15 protein-coding genes and 1 pseudogene are annotated in these 16,533 nt (G+C 63.0%); 4 read left to right on the plus strand and 12 right to left on the minus strand.

All coding sequences use genetic code 11. The features are described 5' to 3' along the window. Positions 1 to 239: pseudogene (locus tag NKG99_RS20325) on the plus strand (D-amino-acid oxidase); the annotation flags it as partial. Positions 240 to 455: 216 nt separating this feature from the next. On the opposite strand, the gene NKG99_RS20330 reads toward NKG99_RS20325, so the two are convergent. From NKG99_RS20330 to NKG99_RS20385, 12 genes are all read right to left on the minus strand, one after another. Next, positions 456 to 2,348, minus strand: coding sequence for an ABC transporter ATP-binding protein (locus NKG99_RS20330; protein WP_352870414.1), 1,893 nt, complete (start codon positions 2,346 to 2,348; stop codon positions 456 to 458). Next, positions 2,348 to 4,210, minus strand: a complete 1,863-nt coding sequence (locus tag NKG99_RS20335; RefSeq protein ID WP_352870415.1) for an ABC transporter ATP-binding protein — start codon at positions 4,208 to 4,210, stop codon at positions 2,348 to 2,350. Before NKG99_RS20335 ends, NKG99_RS20330 begins: the two co-directional genes overlap by 1 nt. Positions 4,211 to 4,492: 282 nt before the next feature. After that, the gene (locus NKG99_RS20340; protein ID WP_352870416.1) at positions 4,493 to 4,930 is read right to left on the minus strand and encodes a hypothetical protein; all 438 of its coding nucleotides are present in this window, start codon (positions 4,928 to 4,930) and stop codon (positions 4,493 to 4,495) included. Between the two features lie 139 nt (positions 4,931 to 5,069). After that, positions 5,070 to 5,630: a hypothetical protein gene (locus tag NKG99_RS20345; protein WP_352870417.1), complete on the minus strand. Its 561-nt coding sequence runs from the start codon at positions 5,628 to 5,630 to the stop codon at positions 5,070 to 5,072. Then, positions 5,627 to 6,412 carry a DsbA family protein gene (locus NKG99_RS20350; RefSeq protein ID WP_352870418.1) on the minus strand — a complete coding sequence of 262 codons (786 nt, stop codon included), beginning with the start codon at positions 6,410 to 6,412 and terminating at the stop codon, positions 5,627 to 5,629. The genes NKG99_RS20345 and NKG99_RS20350 overlap by 4 nt, the downstream gene beginning before the upstream one ends. 27 nt (positions 6,413 to 6,439) lie before the next feature. Then, positions 6,440 to 7,153, minus strand: a complete 714-nt coding sequence (locus tag NKG99_RS20355) for an SCO family protein (protein WP_502911078.1) — start codon at positions 7,151 to 7,153, stop codon at positions 6,440 to 6,442. Then, entirely contained in the window at positions 7,153 to 7,488 is a 336-nt protein-coding gene (locus tag NKG99_RS20360; RefSeq protein WP_352870419.1) for a hypothetical protein, read from the minus strand. Before NKG99_RS20360 ends, NKG99_RS20355 begins: the two co-directional genes overlap by 1 nt. A 13-nt stretch (positions 7,489 to 7,501) precedes the next feature. Further along, the gene (locus NKG99_RS20365) at positions 7,502 to 8,029 is read right to left on the minus strand and encodes a TlpA family protein disulfide reductase (RefSeq protein WP_352870420.1); all 528 of its coding nucleotides are present in this window, start codon (positions 8,027 to 8,029) and stop codon (positions 7,502 to 7,504) included. 95 nt (positions 8,030 to 8,124) lie between these two features. Continuing rightward, positions 8,125 to 8,565, minus strand: coding sequence for a DUF411 domain-containing protein (locus tag NKG99_RS20370; protein ID WP_023759570.1), 441 nt, complete (start codon positions 8,563 to 8,565; stop codon positions 8,125 to 8,127). Positions 8,566 to 8,606: 41 nt separating this feature from the next. Then, entirely contained in the window at positions 8,607 to 10,049 is a 1,443-nt protein-coding gene (locus tag NKG99_RS20375) for a multicopper oxidase family protein (protein ID WP_352870421.1), read from the minus strand. Between the two features lie 124 nt (positions 10,050 to 10,173). Further along, a complete protein-coding gene (locus NKG99_RS20380) occupies positions 10,174 to 10,542 on the minus strand; it encodes a hypothetical protein (protein ID WP_352870422.1) in 369 nt (122 codons plus the stop codon). Positions 10,543 to 10,705: 163 nt separating this feature from the next. Then, the gene (locus NKG99_RS20385; protein WP_352870423.1) at positions 10,706 to 12,511 is read right to left on the minus strand and encodes a dipeptide ABC transporter ATP-binding protein; all 1,806 of its coding nucleotides are present in this window, start codon (positions 12,509 to 12,511) and stop codon (positions 10,706 to 10,708) included. 193 nt (positions 12,512 to 12,704) lie between these two features. On the opposite strand from NKG99_RS20385, the gene NKG99_RS20390 reads away from it, so the two are divergent. The 3 genes from NKG99_RS20390 to NKG99_RS20400 are packed head-to-tail and all read left to right on the plus strand — an operon-like array spanning position 12,705 to position 16,526. Then, positions 12,705 to 14,063 (plus strand): LLM class flavin-dependent oxidoreductase, encoded by a 1,359-nt coding sequence (locus NKG99_RS20390; RefSeq protein WP_352870424.1) that lies wholly within the window; start codon positions 12,705 to 12,707, stop codon positions 14,061 to 14,063. Positions 14,064 to 14,077: 14 nt separating this feature from the next. Further along, entirely contained in the window at positions 14,078 to 14,854 is a 777-nt protein-coding gene (locus tag NKG99_RS20395; protein WP_352870425.1) for a DUF427 domain-containing protein, read from the plus strand. A gap of 34 nt (positions 14,855 to 14,888) precedes the next feature. Continuing rightward, the gene (locus NKG99_RS20400) at positions 14,889 to 16,526 is read left to right on the plus strand and encodes an ABC transporter substrate-binding protein (protein ID WP_352870426.1); all 1,638 of its coding nucleotides are present in this window, start codon (positions 14,889 to 14,891) and stop codon (positions 16,524 to 16,526) included. The last annotated feature ends 7 nt before the right edge of the window (positions 16,527 to 16,533 follow it).

Raw genomic sequence — 16,533 nt, forward strand, 5'->3', positions numbered from 1 at the left:
AGGTTCTGGAAGGCCATCCGAAGCTGGAATTGGAAAGCTACGGTGTCGGCCCCAAGCCGATTCCCGGAGATGGCGAGCCGGTATTGGGCCGGTTGAAGGACATCAAGGGATACCACGTCGCCTTCAGCCACAGCGGTGCGACGCTTGGCCTGATCGCCGGCGAGCTGCTTGCCAGCGAGATCGCCACGGGAAGAGAGCACCCACTCCTCGCAGGCTTTCGGCCAACTCGGTTCTCTTGAAGATCGTTATGCTGCTGGGAGAAAACCACGTCCTGACGTCGGAACGTTTCCACCAGGCGTTTCTGTTGACCGCCATCATCCCATTGCTTTCCATTCCCGGCTTTCTGTGCCTGCGCGCCGAGGACGGCATGCAGTTCGACGGCCACGTCAGAGGATCTCGCAAACAGGTCTTCTTCTCAAGGGAGGCACGAGCAGTCGGCGATGTGTCGGGACTGCTCACGTCGCCTTGCCGACCGCTGCGTCCAGTTCCAGCTCGCTCTCCGAAATGTCGTCGAACGAAGCATAGTTCATGTTGTAGAGGCGGGCGTAGAGGCCCTTTCCTGCCATCAACTGCTCGTGGTTGCCGCTTTCGACGATCTCGCCGTTCTGCAGCACGATGATGCGGTCGGCGCCGCGGATGGTGGCCAGACGGTGGGCTATGACCAGCCCGGTACGGCCTTCCAGCAGCGTTATCAGCGCCTTCTGGATCAGCATCTCGGTGTAGGAATCGATGCTGGCCGTGGCTTCGTCGAGCACCAGGATCTTGGCGTCCGCCACCAGCGCGCGCGCAAAACTGATCAGCTGGCGCTGGCCGAGCGAGAGATTGCCGCCGCGCTGCTCGAGTTCGGTGTCGTAGCCATCGGGTAGGTTCTCGATGAAATCGTGCGCGCCGACGGCCTGTGCGGCACGGACCACCTCCTCGCGGCTGGCGCCGGTCTTGTGGTAACGGATGTTTTCCAGCACCGAGCCGGAGAACAGGAACGGCTCCTGCAGCACCATCGCCACCTGATCGCCGAGCGAATCCTGGGTCAGGTCACGCACGTCGTGGCCGCCGACCAAAACCTCACCCGACCAGACGTCGTAGAAACGGTGCACCAGCGCCATCGAGCTCGACTTGCCCGATCCGGTCGGGCCGACAAGGGCCACGGTCTCGCCCGGATTGACGCGGAAGGAGATGTTCTTCAGCACCGGCTGGTTCTCCCGGTAACCGAAGGTGACGTTCCTGAACTCGACCGAGCCGTCCATGTCGCGCGACAACGCCACCGCACCTTGCCTGTCGCTGACGTCGACCGGCACGTCGAGCACTTCGGAGATGCGCTGGCCCGAAGCCATGGCGCGCTGCATGACGCTGTACTGCATGGTGAGCGAGCGGATCGGGTCGAAGAAGCGCTGGATGTAGAACAGGAACGCCACCATGACGCCGATATCGAGGCTGTGCGAGAGCACCATCGAGCCGCCGACGACGATGACGGTCGCCATGGCGACGCCGGTCAGCGTGTCGACGATCGGCACCATCACCTGCGCGTATTTCGCCGACGTCAGATGGGCATTGAGATTGGCCAGCACCTTCTCGTCATAAAGGTCGAAATTGACGTGCTGGCGCTCCAGGCTCTGCACGGTGCGCACGCCGTGGATGCCTTCGGCTAGCGCGCCGTTGGCGATCGAGTTGGTCTCGTGCGCGGCCATGAAGGCGACCTTGGCGCGCGGCAGCCAGAACAGGCGCACGATGAACAGCGCCGGCATGGTCGACAGCGTCAGCAGACCGAGCCGGAAATCCAACCAGAGCAGGACGCTGACGATGCCGAACAACAGCACGATGTCGCCCACCGACATCACCGATGTCTCGAGGAACTCCTGCATCGAATTGACGTCGCCCTGCAGCCGCGACATCAGCCGGCCGACCTCGGTCTTGTCCATGAAGCTTAGCGAGACCCGCTGCAAGTGGCTGAACATGGCGCGGCGCAGGTCGGACAGCACGTTCTCGGCGACCTTGCCGACGACGCTTTCCTGAACATAGCTGGCGGCGTAGTTGATGAGGATGATCAGCGTGAACGCGCCGATCGCGGAGATCATCACCGACTGGTCGAGCCGGCCTGCCGTCATGCCGTGGTCGATGGCGTAGCGGATGACCAGCGGGATCGCCAGTTGCGTCAGGGTGAACACCAGCACAGCGGCGACCGAGATGAAAATCCGGCTCTGATACGGCTTCACGAAGCTCCAGATACGCCTGACAATGCGCGGGTCGTAGGCCTTGCCGAAAACCTCTTCCTCGTCGCGATGCGAGCCGACGACGGCCTTGGTCGGGCGGCCGCTGGTGTCTTCCTTGTCGTCGTCGCTCTGTGTCGACATTACGCGGCTCCCATAGCCACAGGCCGGTCATCGTCGGGCCGAAGCTGCAGGTCGTAGAGCGCGCGATAGCGTCCGCCGACCGCCAGCAGTTCCTCATGCGTGCCGCGCTCGACGATGCGGCCGCCCTCGACGAACAGGATCTGGTCTGCATGCATCAGCGAACTCAGCCGGTGCGAGATGATGAGCGTGACGCGATCCCTGGCGAAGCGCTTCATCGCCGCCCGGATCCGCTGCTCGGTGCCGGCGTCGATTGCCGCGGTCGAATCGTCGAAGACCAGCACCGATGGCCGCAACATCAGGCTGCGCGCGATTGTCAGGCGCTGCCGCTGGCCGCCGGAAAGCGACGCACCGCGTTCGCCGACGACCGTGGTGTAGCCCGCCGGAAGTCCGATGATGTAGTTGTGCAGCTGGGCGTACTCGGCGGCCTGCCCGATACGGGTCTCGCGCGCCCAGGGATTGCCGTAGGCGATGTTGTTCTCGATCGAGGTGGTGAACAGGAACGCGTCCTGCTGCACGACGCCGACGGCCTTGCGCAGCGATTGCAGCGTCACCTCACGGATGTCCTGGCCATCGATGGTGATCGCACCTGAGGTGACGTCGTAGAAGCGCGGGATCAGGTGCGCGATGGTCGACTTGCCGCTGCCAGGCGGGCCGACAATGCCGATGGTTTCGCCGGACCGGGCCTCGAAGGAGATGCCCGACAGCGTCGGCCGTCCGCCCGCGCCCTCGTAGCGGAAGCCGACATTGTCGAAGCGCAACACGCCGTCGGTGACGACGAGGTCCTTGGCGCTAGGCGCGTCCTCGATGTCGAGTTCGGCGTCGAGCAGCTCGAACAGGCGGGTGCCGCAGGTCGAGGCGCGCGCGAACGAGTTGACCATCAGGCCGAGCTGGCGCACCGGCATCTGCAGGATGGTCATGAAGGTGAGGAATTGGGCCAGAGTGCCGACGCTGATCTGGCCCGCGATCACCTTCTGGCCGCCGAACCAGAGCACCAGGCCCATGGCTGCCAGGAAGGAGAAGTTCATGGCGCTGGTGTTGGAGACGCGGATGTCGACGCGCTGATTGGCAAGCTCCAATGCCGACAGCTTGGCGCGGTCGAATTTTTCGAGCTCGTGCCGCTGCGCCGCGAAAGCGCGCACGACACGGATGCCCCCGAGATTCTCGTCCATCACCCGGCTCAGCACCGAGAGGCGCTCCTGCAACGTTAGCCAGGTGCTGCGCAATGCGAGCTGGGTGACTGAGGATCGCCAGGCAACGAACGGCACGAAGCTCAAGCTGAGCAGCCCGAGCACGAGATCGGTGCTGATCAGCAGATAGGCGCCGACGCCGATCAACACGCCGAGCAGCACGACGCGCAGGATGCCGGTGGAAAAGAACATGCGCACGCCGTCGAGATCGAGCAGGCCGAGCGTGATCAGATCTCCGGTGTGGACCCTGTCGTGGAAGGAGAAGCTCAATCGCTGGATCTTCTCATAGAATGCCAGGCGCAGCTCATAGCCGGTGCGGTGACCGACGGCCTCGCCATAGTAGTTCTGCGCCATGGTGAAGAGACCGCGCAGGATGCTGACGACAAGCAGCGTCAGCGCCGTGTTCCAAAGCGCCTGCTCTGCCGCGGCACCGGCACCCGTGGTCATGACGCCCTGCGCCTGGTCGATGGCGCGTCCCAGCAGGCGCGGAATGAACAGCTGCAGCGTCGCGGCAATGAAGGTCGAGACGATGGTGATGGCGACCTGCCAGGGATGGCGCAGCGTCATGCGCACGATGCGGAGCAAGGTGCCGAGGCCCTTGCCCCAGGAGGCTTCCGCCACATGGGCAAACGATTTGCCGCGCTCCGGCGCGCCGCCGATTGCTTGCGTGTTCAAGGAAAATATCCAAACCAATCCGGACGTTAGCCCGAACTAATAAAGCAGACTCATTTCAGATGGCGCGATGGTACGCGCGTCCGAGTTGACCCTTCAAGAGCCAATTCGGGTATCGCACTGTGCCTGAACGGAAAGCGAGCATGCGACTGTGATCCGGCCGGGCACCAGCGGCGGAATCCTGCCGATCTTGAAGGGCGTTGGCCGGACGAGGCCAAGCACCCGGCTGTACGCAAGCGACGGCCGGACGAGGTGCAACCACCCGTCCGGCTGGAGTTCCAGTTGCTAGGCAGGTATCAGGACGGCGATACGATGCACGCCGACCTCTTTGCTTGTATTCGTCGCCTCGTCCGTCTTGCCCTTGGCGCAGGTGTACATGTCACCCGTCTTGAGCTTGAATTCCTTGTCTGCCTTCTTGATGGTGAACGCGCCGGAGGTGATGGTGCAGACCATGTCGTTGTCCATCACCATTTGAGGCGCGTGTGCGCCGGGCTGGAAGACCACGTCGACGATTGCGATGCTCTTGTAGGCCGGAATGTCGGCGTTGCCGGTGCCGACCTCAACCACTCTGACACCGGGGGCAATCTCCTTGCCATCTTTCGGGCCGTATTTCTTGGCCTTCGCGGATGCCGTCAGGGCAAAAAAAGGCGTCACCGCGGCGGCCGTCATACCGAGGGCAATTGCAGACCTGCGATTCATGGTTTTCATCGCGTCCTCCCACATGTTAGTCACGAACGATTGTGCATGACTAGGATATATTAGCATAGACGAATGTACTTGTATGCGAGGAAGTGCCCAAGCCCAGCACGGCGGTAGAAACTCCGCGCTTCCGGTTACGGCAAGCCAGCACGCCATGGCAATTTTACATTGCCCCGCCGCAGCCGTCGGAGAGGTTCCATACATCGACGATCTGCTTGCCGTTAAAACCGTGCTCGTGGATTAGGTATTTCGCCAGTCCGCCATACACTTTCCAGCGCCAGCATTGGCAACAGCATGGTCCCTTTTCTTCGGAATTTGCCATCGCATGGTCATAGGCCTGCTGTTCGGCGCCGCTGAGCTGCACTTCGTAGTAAGGCATCATCTTCTGTGCGATGCCCGCCGGAATATCATATGGATCGGTTGGGATCATCGCGATGTCGCGGTATTTGGCCAGGCCGTCGACCTGCTCGACATAGCGCTTCATTTCCATCGGGCTGCAGCAAGAGCCCTTGATCCGCGACGTCGGCGACATGGTGGCGATCGACTCCGTAAATTTGGCCGAACATGTGCTGTTGCCGTTTTCGCTGAGGTCTTTGAAGCGGCTCGCCAGACCTGGATCCTCCGCGGCGATCGAATTCGAATCCTCGAGAAAGCCCATAATCGCGGCGGTCCCAAAAATGCCGCCCAGAATCTTTCGTCGACTGGGGTGCGATATCCGGCTCATTTGGCGGCCCTCGCCTGCTCGATCAGGCTCTTCATGGTCGTAAGGTCGGTCGCACCCGGGAAAATCTGATCGCCGACGACGAAGCCCGGCGTTCCGTTGATTTTTAGCGCCTGAGCCAGTTTCACGTTCTGCTCTATCGCAGCCAGGATCTCCGGCTGCTGCATGTCGGTCTTCAGGCGCGGTACGTCGAGGCCGGCGTCGGCCGCCATCTTGAGCACGACTGCTTCGGTCACCCGCGTCTTGGCGGCGAACAACGCTTTGTGGAATTCTGCGTATTTGCCCTGCCTGTTGGCGGCGAGCGCCGCCTTGGCCGCAAAGACGGAATCCGGGCCGAGGATCGGGAATTCCTTGTAGACGATCCGGAGCTGTGGGTCGTCGGCCACGGCTTGCGCCATGATCGGCGCAACTTGGCGGCAATAGGGGCAATTGTAGTCGAAAAACTCGGTCATGGTGACGTTGCCCTGGGCGTTGCCCCCGACCGGGCTGGCCGGATCTCGGAAAACCTCGTCGGCCTTGGCCGCCAGGACCGCCTTTGCCTCTTTTGCATCGGCCTCGCGCTGGCGGGCGTCCAGGCTTTGCAGCGCCTCCATGATGACCTCTGGATGCGCGAGGATGTAGTCGTGGACGCGTTGATCGAACTGGCTCTGGGACATTTCGTCCGCAGCGATCGCCTGGCTGTGGAATCCGAGACCGAGCGCGAGCCAGGCCGTTGCAATGACCGGCATGAGGGAACGGGCAGTTTTGCCGGCAACTCCGCCGAATTGCCCTGAATTATGGGTCATAGGGTTCTCCTTCCTTCGGATGATGCTTCAAAAAAGGTTCTTCAATTTCGCCAGCCAGCCAGCTTCCTGCTCATGATGTGGACGCTCGATGCTATTGGTCAGCGCATTGACCAAGGTGACGAGATTGATCGGTGCGAAATCCAGGCCATGGAAATTCGCGCGCCAATGGCCCTCCTTGTCGATCACATGCGTGACGATGCCGTGCGCCTGAATGCCGTCGTCCGTTTTGGTAAATTTGTGGCCAAAAGCTTCCGCCAGCGTGCGGGTAGCGTCCTCCGGCTGGTCCTGGGTTGTGGTCAGGAACGCCCAATTGACGGGATCGAGCCCATGCGTTGGCCCGTATTTTCGCATCACGTCCGGCGTGTCTCTCGTCGGATCTGTGGTGATGCTGACAAAGGTGACCTGGTCCTTCATCGGCGTGCCGTTCACCATTTTCTGGATCTCGGCGATCTTCTCGGCATGCAAGGGACAAACGTCCGTGCACGATGTGTAGATGAAATGGAGGATGACAACCTTGCCACGCAGATCAGCCAGTCGCACGACGCGCCCGTCGGCGGTGCGCAGCGTGAAATCGGGCGCTGGCTTGTCGATCGGCTGGAAATACTTTTCGTCGCCCTGAAGCATGGCGTCGAGTTCTTCGAGCGAGTGCGCTTGCGCGCCGTGCACGAAGCCCACAATCAGCGCAGCTACGGAAATCAGGCACCGCAGGAAATGCATCCATTCTTGGATAAGGACTGGCATCAACTGTTACCTTTCAGATCGGCGGGCACTGTTGTCGGACCAACGGTGACCTCTTCAGCTTTGGGGGGACCGTCTTCGGCCGGATAGGCGCGACCTGTCATCTTGTGCATGCAGAGGCCAAGCGCGCACATTGCGACGCAGGGCAAAGCGCTGAGAAGCAGCGGCGCGACGCCCGCCGCGGCCAGCCAGCTCCAGTTGGATGCAAGGCCTGCGACGATCACGGCCGCCGCCAATGCGGGGAAGCCACGCCGGCCGCCGAGATAGTAGCGAATGGAGGCGAGAACATTGCGACCGAACGAGGCCTCCTTGGCTCGGATCAGTTCTGTAGTGGTCACAATGAATTCCTTCTCAGTTGGCAGCAAAATGGCTGCGGATGAAGTCGACCATGTCGGGAGCATCCCATTCAGCCGGACCAATCAGGCGGGCGATTTCCTTGCCTCGGCGGTCGATCAGCAATGTCATGGGAAGGCCGAGGGCGCCGAGCGTGAACATCGCCTTGGCCGACGTGTCGATGTTGAGGGCGAGATGCTCGATACCGATCTCGGCGAAGAACTTTTTCACCTTGTCCGGACCGCCGCGATCCATCGACAGCGCGACGACCTCGAAGTCCGGCCCGCCGAGTTTGGCCTGCAGCCTGTCGAGCGTCGGCATTTCCTTGCGGCAGGGAGCGCACCACGTCGCCCAGATGTTGAGCAGCACGACCTTGCCGGAAAAATCGGCGAGCGTTTTGGGTTGTCCATCGCCGTCCTGGAACTGAATCTCCGGAAGCGGCTGCGGGCTCGCCTGAACAGCAAAATTCTGCGGCGGCTCGCCGGCCGTCGCAGGTCCAGGTACCGCGAGCAGTGCGCCGAATAGAACGAGAGCGACCATCTTCATAGCTGCCGTTCCCTCGATTCGAGCCGCAGGAACGTCATGGCGAGCCAGGTTCGGGCAGGGCAATCCGACGTATCGGCAGACATGGCGCTTGCCTTTCAATCCGTCGCGTAGATCGTGGGAGCCTTGCCGTCCTTGGTGAAGGCGTAGACGATGAAAGGGCCAGCCTTCTCGCCACCCATGCCGGGGGCACCGGTCGGCATGCCGGCCAGCGTGATGCCGGTGATGGCGGGCCGTTCGGTCAACAGTTTCTTGACGATATCGACCGGCACCAGCCCGTCGACGACATAGCCGTCGACCATCAGCGTGTGGCAGCCTTCGAGGTCCGCCGGCACGCCGGCGTCACTGCTGATCTGGGACAGATTGTTGACGGGCTTGATGTCGACCTTGAAGCCGTTGTGTTCCAGATAGTTGGCATAGGATTCGCAGCAGCTGCATTGCGGGTTCTTGTACATCACCGCGTTGATCGTCGCCGCGACAGCCGGCAGCGGCATTGCGATCGCGACGGCGAATGCGGCGAGAGAGTAAGTCAGTTTCATTGCAGTTCTCCTTGTTGTCTTGACGTTGTTTGACGAGAAAATCAGGTCACTCGAAACACCGTCATGAGGCCGGCCATCTGGTGGTCGGCGACATGGCAGTGCAGCATCCAGTCGCCGGGATTGTCGGCGACGAAGGCGCATTCGATCGTGTCCCTGGGAGCGAGCAGCACGGTGTCCTGCCATTGCCGGTGCGGTACCGGCGAACCGTTGCGCGCAAGCACCAGCATGCTGAAGCCGTGGATGTGCATCGGGTGCCACCAGGCAGTTTCGTTGCGCATCGTGAGATGATAGGTTGCGCCGCGGGGCAGGGTGAACTGCGGCGCCATGCCGGCGTGGCCGTCACCGGTCATCGACATGCCGTTGATCGCCCACGCAGCGCCACCCTTCATGCCGGGTGTCGCCATGCCCATCATGCCGCCGACGCCGGCGAGCTTGCCGCCACCCATCATGCCGCCTTGCAGGACGATCTCCTGGCGCTCGGCGCTTGCGAGATCGGGTTGTTGCAACGGGTTGCGCGGCAGGCCAAGCGGCGTGTCGAGAGGATGGATCCGAATCGGCGATGCGCTGTCATAGGCAAGCGTGGTCAGCGTATAGGCGAGACCGTCGTAGAAATCATCGATCACCGCGTAACGCTTGCCTGGGTCGCCCTGCATATCGATCACGACATCGATGCGCATGGCAGGTGCCAGAACAAGGCGGCCGCCCTCCGGTTCATGCGGATCACAGGGCTGGCCGTCGATCGCCACGACGACCGGGTGGTGGCCTTCGAAGCGCAGCGCCATGATGCGGGCGAGCGACGCATTGGCCAGCCGCAGCCTGACACGTTCGCCCGCCCTTACGCTCTGGTCGGCCGGCGCCGTGCCGTTGATGGTGACGACGTTGCCGACGCGGCCGGACATCGCCGCGTCCATCGCGCTGCCGAAACCGGGCGCCATCTGCCCGTCGTCGGCAAGCCGCCAGTCCTGCAGCAACCACAAGAGGTCGCGGTCGACAGCAACGGGTTCGGTCTCCTCGACAATGAGGGCGCCGGCGAGCCCGCGGCCGAGCTGCACAAGGCTGTTGGCATGCGGATGGTACCAAAAGGTGCCGGCGTCGGGCGGCGTGAATTCATAAACGAAATCTGTTCCCGGCTTGATCGGCTGCTGCGTCAGGCCGGGTACTCCGTCCATGGCGTTTTGCAGGCGGATGCCATGCCAATGGACCGTGGTTTCCTCGTCCAGCCCGTTCTCGACCGTGATGTGAACGGGTCGGCCCTGGCGCAGACGCAGCATCGGGCCGGGGACCGTCCCGTCATACGCCCAGACAGGAGTAAGCGGATCGCCAGCGCTGGTGAGGCTGGCGTGGCCGGGCGCGATCCTGATGCGGCGCTCATCGACGGCGGATGCTCTTGGCGTTGCGGGGTGCACCAGGGTGGCCGCAGCAACGCCCGCCGCCGCAAGGACGAACCTGCGGCGTGAGATGGAATGATTAGAATCGATGCTCACTTTCAAGCCTTTGCGATCTCGATCGACGGCGAGCCTCTCGGCGTCGAATTGCTGTGTGCCTGCCGGCGCAAAGCGCCAGCGGCAATCAAACGCCGGAATCAGCCGCGGGATGGCTGAAACGGCGTCAGGCGAGATCGATGGATTTGGGAGGGAATGGGTCGGGCAAGGAACTTCGCCCGTGAAGGAACGGCATCGGTAGCGCCGATGGTTGTTGCACCGTTGGAACCACGGCGATGGCGAGGCTTTGAGCGAGTACGGCGAGCACCGGTGCGATGCAGGTCGGTGGACAATGCATCGGTTTGCCGGTGTCGGCCGCGCCCTTGAGGCAGGCGTTGCAGTCGCCATTCATGCCGGTGTCGGCCATCTTGGCCATGCCGGTGTCGGCAGGCATGGTCATGCCGCTGCCAGGTGTCATCATCATCTTCGCCGACATGAAGCTCGCCTGAGCGGCAGACAGGCTGAACCCGGCGGTCAGGAATACCGCGAGCAGCATGACAAGGATATGTTTTGGCGACCGGCGTGCCATCATGCATCTAGGCTGGCCTCAAAAGACGGTATTTGCAAGCTGGATTCCAATGCTGCGACAATCCCGGGGCATCGCATCGCGCCTAAAGAGGAACCGTGCTGTTGCGGGCCTTCGGACTGTCGATGATCCGCTACATAGCCTGGCCGTGCCGCCAGCAGGCGATCCGATGGCCGGCAGCGACCTCCATGGCTGATGGTTCCGCCTTTCGGCAGTCGGGCAGGACCAGGGGGCAGCGGTCGGCGAAGGAGCATCCTGTGTTCGAGATGCCGGCGGCCTCGATCTCGATTTGAGCGGATAGTGGCGCGGCCTCGTCGGAGGACGCCGCCAGCAGGAGGGCCGTATAGGGGTGATTGGGGCCGTGAAAAATCTGGTCGGATGAGCCGGTTTCGACCAGGCGGCCGCGATAGAGCACGCCGATCCTGTCGGCCATGTAGCGCACGACCCTGAGGTCGTGGCTGATGAACAGGTAGGTAGTGTCCTTGTCGCGCTGCAGGTCGTTGAGCAAGTTGAGGACGGTCGCCTGAACGGAGACGTCGAGCGCCGAGGTCGGTTCGTCGAGCACGACGACCTTCGGCATGCCGGCAAAGGCCCGCGCGATGGCCGCCCTTTGCCGCTGGCCGCCGGACAGCGATCGCGATTTCTGCTCGGCGGTAGTGCTGGCAAGGCGAACCGATTGCAGCAAGTCGCGGACGCGGGCTTTTATCTCACGGCTGCGCAGACCAGCGAGCCGGCGCAGCGGACGGCCGAGGATCCTGCCGATCCGCTGGCGCGGGTTGAGCGTGCGATCCGGCGACTGGAAGACCATCTGCACGTCGCGGCGTTCGGCAAGGTTCCTCTTCTCGACGCGCGGCGCGACCGTCCTGCCGAACAGTTCGACCGATCCGGCATCAGGCGTCTGCAGGCCGGTGACGATCCGCGCCAGGGTCGACTTGCCGGAACCGGACTCGCCGATCAGCCCGAAGGTCTCGCCCTGGCCGATGTCGAGATCGACGTGGTGCAGCACTGGCTGGCTGCCGAAGGCATGGCTGATGCCTTTGCAGGCGATCGCGATCCGGCGTTCCTTTGGCAGGCCGGCTTCTTCATCGAGGATTGCCGGATGCGGTGGCAGGCCGTCCGTCTCCGCCAGTCTGCCGTCCCACTTGGTGTAGTTGAGCGCCGGGATCGAGGCGATGAGCGCCTTGGTGTAAGCATGAGAGGGGTTGTCGAAGACATCGCCGGCGGCGCCGCTTTCGACCACCTTTCCAGACTGCATCACCGCCACCCGGTCGCAGGAGCGGCGGATCATGTTGATGTCGTGGCTGATCAGCAGGATGCTGGTTTTGTGGTCCTTGCGCAGGTCGGAGAGGATGGCGATGATCTCGGACTGGACGCTGGCGTCGAGCGCCGTCGTGGGCTCGTCCAGCACCAGCAGCGACGGGTTGAGCGCAATCGCGATGGCGATGTTGGCACGCTGCTGCATGCCGCCGGAGAGTTCGTGTGGATAGAGCCCCAGTACCCGCTCCGGATGGCTCACCCGGACCCGCCCGAGCAGTTCGGAAGCCCGCTCGCGCGCCTCGTCGGGGCGAACCGGGCGATGCCGCATGATCGTCTCGGTGATCTGCCGGCCGATCGTCATGCTTGGATTGAGGGCCGCGCCCGGGTGCTGGTAGACGGCGGCGATATGATTTCCCCTGAGTTGGCGCAGCTGCTCGGCGGAGAGGTCGCGGATTTCCTGGCCCTGGAATTCAAGCGCCGACGCCGCGAGGCGGGCATTCCTCGGCAGATAACGCAGTATGGCGAGCGCCACCGAGCTTTTCCCCGATCCCGACTCGCCGACAAGGCCGAGCGCTTCGCCTTCGCCTATGTGGAGCGAGACGCCACTGACGGCAGGATGCGATCCGTTGCGCCCGTCATAGGCGATGGAAAGCTGGTCTACGTTCAGAACCGAGGGGAACATGGGGAGCTTGAAACCACTTTCTTCCAGCGCCGCGATCAAGGGCAATCGCTTCCGCTTTCGCAATGCATTATCTCTATAAAATTACTCGGATTAAGCCGGAGCGCAATCTACCTTTCTAGGATCAGGAGAGATTGTCGCCGCTTGCGCAAGCAGCACGACAAGTCTCCGGAAGCAGATCTGGAAGGAGACCGGCATGGCTCGAGACCACATGATCCTCAGCGCATTCTTCTTCAACCCGCAGGGCGATCATCGGATGTCGTGGCGCCATCCGCGGGCACCGGGCCGGGAGGTGCTGGACTTCGAGTTCTACCGTGATCTCGTGCAGGCGGCCGAGCGGGCCAGGATCGACACCATCTTCGTCGCCGACCACGTGTCGATCTGGGATTCGGTCAAGAGCGGTGTCGCGCACTACGCCAATGCCCGCCTCGAACCGCTGACGCTGCTGTCGGCGCTGGCCGGGGTGACAAAACACATCGGCCTGATCACCACTGCGTCGAGCTCCTACAGCGAGCCCTACAATGTGGCGCGAATGTTTGCTTCGCTCGACCATATCAGCAAGGGCAGGGCGTCGTGGAACGTCGTCACCTCGGCGATGGACGAGGAGGCGCGCAACTTCGGCCGCGACGGCAACATCGAGCATGCGTTCCGCTATGAGCGCGCGGCCGAATTCCTCGATATCGTCAAGGCGCTGTGGGACAGCTGGGAAGACGAGGCGCTGCTGATCGACAAGGCGACGGGCTATTTCGCCGACCCCGACAAGGTCCATCCCATCGATCACAAAGGCAAGCATTTCAAGGTGCGCGGGCCGCTCAACGTCTCGCGGCCGCCGCAGGGCCATCCGCTGATCGTCCAGGCCGGCTCGTCCGAGGACGGCAAGAACTTCGCCACCGGCCAGGCCGATGCGCACTTCGCCATCTACAGCACCAAGGAGGATGGCATCAAATATCGTCAGGATATCAACGAGCGTCTCGCCCGCCACGGCAGGCGGCCGGAGAGCTTCAAGATCCTGCCCGGCATCCTGCCGATCGTCGCCGCCTCCGAAGCGGAAGGCCGGGAAAAACAGGAGTATCTGCAGACCTTGCTGCCCGATCAGGTCGGCATCGACCTTCTGTCCAGTTGGAGCGGGCTGGACCTGTCGGTGTTCCCGCCGGACGGGCCGCTGCCGCCGCTGCCGGACGAGAGCACCTTCAATGGCGGGCGCACGTCGCTCAACCGGGTCAAGCAGTGGGCGAAGCAGAATCTCAGCCTGCGCGAGATTGCCCGCAAGCTCGCCAACAGCGGTTCGGTGCCGACCGTCGCCGGCACGCCAGGACAGATCGCCGACCAGCTCGAGGACTGGTTCGTCTCCGGTGCCGCCGACGGCTTCAACCTGATGTTCCCGCTGCTGCCGGAGGACTGGGTGAACTTCGCCGAAAAGGTGGTGCCGGAACTGCAGCGCCGTGGCGTCTTCCCGACCGAATACGCGCCCGGAACGCTGCGCGACCGCTTCGGCCTGGCGCGGCCCGCCAACCGTTTCGCCGAGCAGCGCGACAATGCGCGCGCCGTGTCCTGACCGGGAGAACGATCATGACCGTCGCGCCAAGATTGCAGCCGCGTGAAGCGACCGCTCCGCAGCTCGTCAATATCCTGCACAGCCCCAAGCGCGTGCGCGTCAAGTTCGATGGCCGCGTTATCGCCGACAGCCGCAACGTGCTGGTGCTGCGCTCCAACCATTTCCTGCCGATCTATTTCTTCCCGCCGTCAGCGGTAGACCCGTCGGTGCTGAAGCCTTCGCTGCATCGCGAACCGCATCCCGTCGGTGGCGAGACGGCCTATTGGGATATCGACAGCGGTGTCAGGCGCAGTGCCAACGCGGCGTGGGCGTTCATCTCGCCGCCGGATGAAAACCTGGCGTCGCTGGCCGGGCGCATCGCCTTCACCTGGAAGGCCGTCGACCAATGGTTCGAGGAGGACGAAGAGGTCTTCGTCCACGCCCGAGACCCCTATGCGCGCATCGATGTTCTGCAAAGCACGAGCCATGTGCAGGTTTGGTTCGACGGCGAGCCGATCGCCGACAGCCATCGCCCGGTGCTGCTGTTCGAGACCCATCTGCCGACGCGCTTCTATCTGCCGGCGGAAGACATCCGGCTGGAGCGGCTGACGGCGTCCGTCACAACGACGCGATGTCCCTACAAGGGCATTGCCTCCTACTGGTCGGGCCTTCTGAGCGACGGGACGGTGCGCCCGGACATCGCCTGGAGCTACCGGGATCCCATAGAGGAAATGCCCAAGATCAAAGGCCTCATCGCCTTCTATCCGCGGGCCGTCGACCGCATCCATCTCGACGGCGAACCCGTCGCATAGGTTTTCAATCTTCATTTCAGAGCAGGGGTTTAACATGACCAAACGCAGGGATATCGACGCACTTCGCAATCTTTCGGGGGACGTCTGGAATGTCGCCGTCGACGAATATCAGGGCGGCTTTCTCAAGCGCCGCGATCTTCTGAAATATGCCGCACTGCTCGGCCTGACCGGCTTTGCCGCCTCGCAGGGGCTTGGAGGCGCGCGCGCCGCGGCCGCCGCCGGCGGCACGGTGCGTGTCGGGCTCGGCCAGCCGACCAAGGCGATCGATCCGGTTTCGCTCACCGATCCGGCCAGCATCGGCGTGATCAGCCAGGTCGGCGAATATCTGATCCTCGACGACCCGAAGGACGGGCTTCAGCCGAAGCTCGCTCTGTCCTGGGAAGCCGACGAGACCGCCAGCCGCTGGACCTTCAAATTGCGGCAAGGGGTGAAATTCCATGATGGCCGCGCGGTCACGAGCCGGGACGTGGTGGCGAGCTTCGAGCGGCTGGTCGATCCGGCCAGCGGCTCGTCGGCGCTCTCGGCCTACAAGGGCATCCTGTCCAAAGGCGGCGCCAAGCTGGTCGACGACGAGACGGTCGCCTTCGATCTCGACGGTCCGAACAGCAACTTCCCGTTCTATGTCTCCTCCGACGTCTACAATGCCGTCATCCTGCCGGCCGACTATGCCGGCGATTTCGAGAAGAATTTCAACGGCACCGGCCCGTTCAAGCTCGAATCCTTCCGCCCCAAGCAAGGCGCCAGCTTCGTGCGCAATGAGGATTATTGGGGCGACAAGGCGCTGCCCGACCGGGTCGAAATCAAGTTCTTCGACGACGAGCAGGCTCAGGTGCTGGCGCTGCAGGCCGGCCAGCTCGATGTCATCCCGAGCACGACGCGCCTGGAGCTGGCGATCGAGGGCAATCCCAATTTCAAGCTGCTGAGCGTGCAGGCAAGCTCGCACGACCAGGTGCATCTCAGAACCGACCAGGCGCCGTTCACCGACAAGCGCATCCGCCGCGCGCTGGCCCTCACCATCGACCGCGAGGCGGTGGTCAAGGGCCTGCTGAAGGGCCGCGCCATCGTCGGCAACGACACCCCGTTCGCGCCGATCTTCCCCTCGGCCGATCCGTCGGTGCCGCAGCGCAAGCAGGACATTGCGGAAGCCAAGCGGCTGCTTGGCGAGGCGGGCGTGCCCAACGGCTTCGAGGTGACGCTGACCACCGAACGCGCCTATGACATTCCCGACTATGCGGTGATCATCCAGAACTTCGCCCGGAAGGCCGGCATCGACGTCAAGCTCAATGTCCTGCCGCAGGACGCCTATTACGGCTCGGCAACCTTCGGCAGCTCGCCCTGGCTGGATTCGGTTCTCGGCATCACCGACTACGGCCATCGCGGCACGCCCGACATCTTCCTCAACGCGACGCTGAAGAGTTCGGGCGCGTGGAACGCGGCGCATTTCAGCAACCCGGCCTATGATGCGCTACTGCTCGACTACTCGAAGGCGCGTGATCTGCAGGCACAGCGCCTTGTTGCCGGCAAGATCCAGACCTTGCTGCTCGATGAGACGCCGGCGATCATCAGCTACTTCTCGCAATACAGCCGCATCGTCAGCTCGAAGGTCGAGGGCGTGCGCTTCACCGCGATCTCGCATCTGCTGCTCGATCGCGTTTCCTTCGTCCAGGCATGATCGCGAC

The organism is Mesorhizobium sp. M1409 (assembly GCF_040317535.1).
Taxonomy (GTDB): Bacteria; Pseudomonadota; Alphaproteobacteria; order Rhizobiales; family Rhizobiaceae; genus Mesorhizobium.

Excerpts from the sequence above, each read along its gene's own strand:
- NKG99_RS20330 (WP_352870414.1), bottom strand. The coding sequence starts at position 2,348 with ATGTCGACACAGAGCGACGACGACAAGGAAGACACCAGCGGCCGCCCG.
- NKG99_RS20390 (WP_352870424.1), top strand. The coding sequence starts at position 12,705 with ATGGCTCGAGACCACATGATCCTCAGCGCATTCTTCTTCAACCCGCAG.
- NKG99_RS20350 (WP_352870418.1), bottom strand. The coding sequence starts at position 6,412 with ATGACCCATAATTCAGGGCAATTCGGCGGAGTTGCCGGCAAAACTGCC.
- NKG99_RS20365 (WP_352870420.1), bottom strand. The coding sequence starts at position 8,029 with ATGAAGATGGTCGCTCTCGTTCTATTCGGCGCACTGCTCGCGGTACCT.
- NKG99_RS20385 (WP_352870423.1), bottom strand. The coding sequence starts at position 12,511 with ATGTTCCCCTCGGTTCTGAACGTAGACCAGCTTTCCATCGCCTATGAC.
- NKG99_RS20345 (WP_352870417.1), bottom strand. The coding sequence starts at position 5,630 with ATGAGCCGGATATCGCACCCCAGTCGACGAAAGATTCTGGGCGGCATT.
- NKG99_RS20370 (WP_023759570.1), bottom strand. The coding sequence starts at position 8,565 with ATGAAACTGACTTACTCTCTCGCCGCATTCGCCGTCGCGATCGCAATG.
- NKG99_RS20340 (WP_352870416.1), bottom strand. The coding sequence starts at position 4,930 with ATGTGGGAGGACGCGATGAAAACCATGAATCGCAGGTCTGCAATTGCC.
- NKG99_RS20395 (WP_352870425.1), top strand. The coding sequence starts at position 14,078 with ATGACCGTCGCGCCAAGATTGCAGCCGCGTGAAGCGACCGCTCCGCAG.
- NKG99_RS20355 (WP_502911078.1), bottom strand. The coding sequence starts at position 7,153 with ATGCCAGTCCTTATCCAAGAATGGATGCATTTCCTGCGGTGCCTGATT.
- NKG99_RS20400 (WP_352870426.1), top strand. The coding sequence starts at position 14,889 with ATGACCAAACGCAGGGATATCGACGCACTTCGCAATCTTTCGGGGGAC.
- NKG99_RS20380 (WP_352870422.1), bottom strand. The coding sequence starts at position 10,542 with ATGCTGCTCGCGGTATTCCTGACCGCCGGGTTCAGCCTGTCTGCCGCT.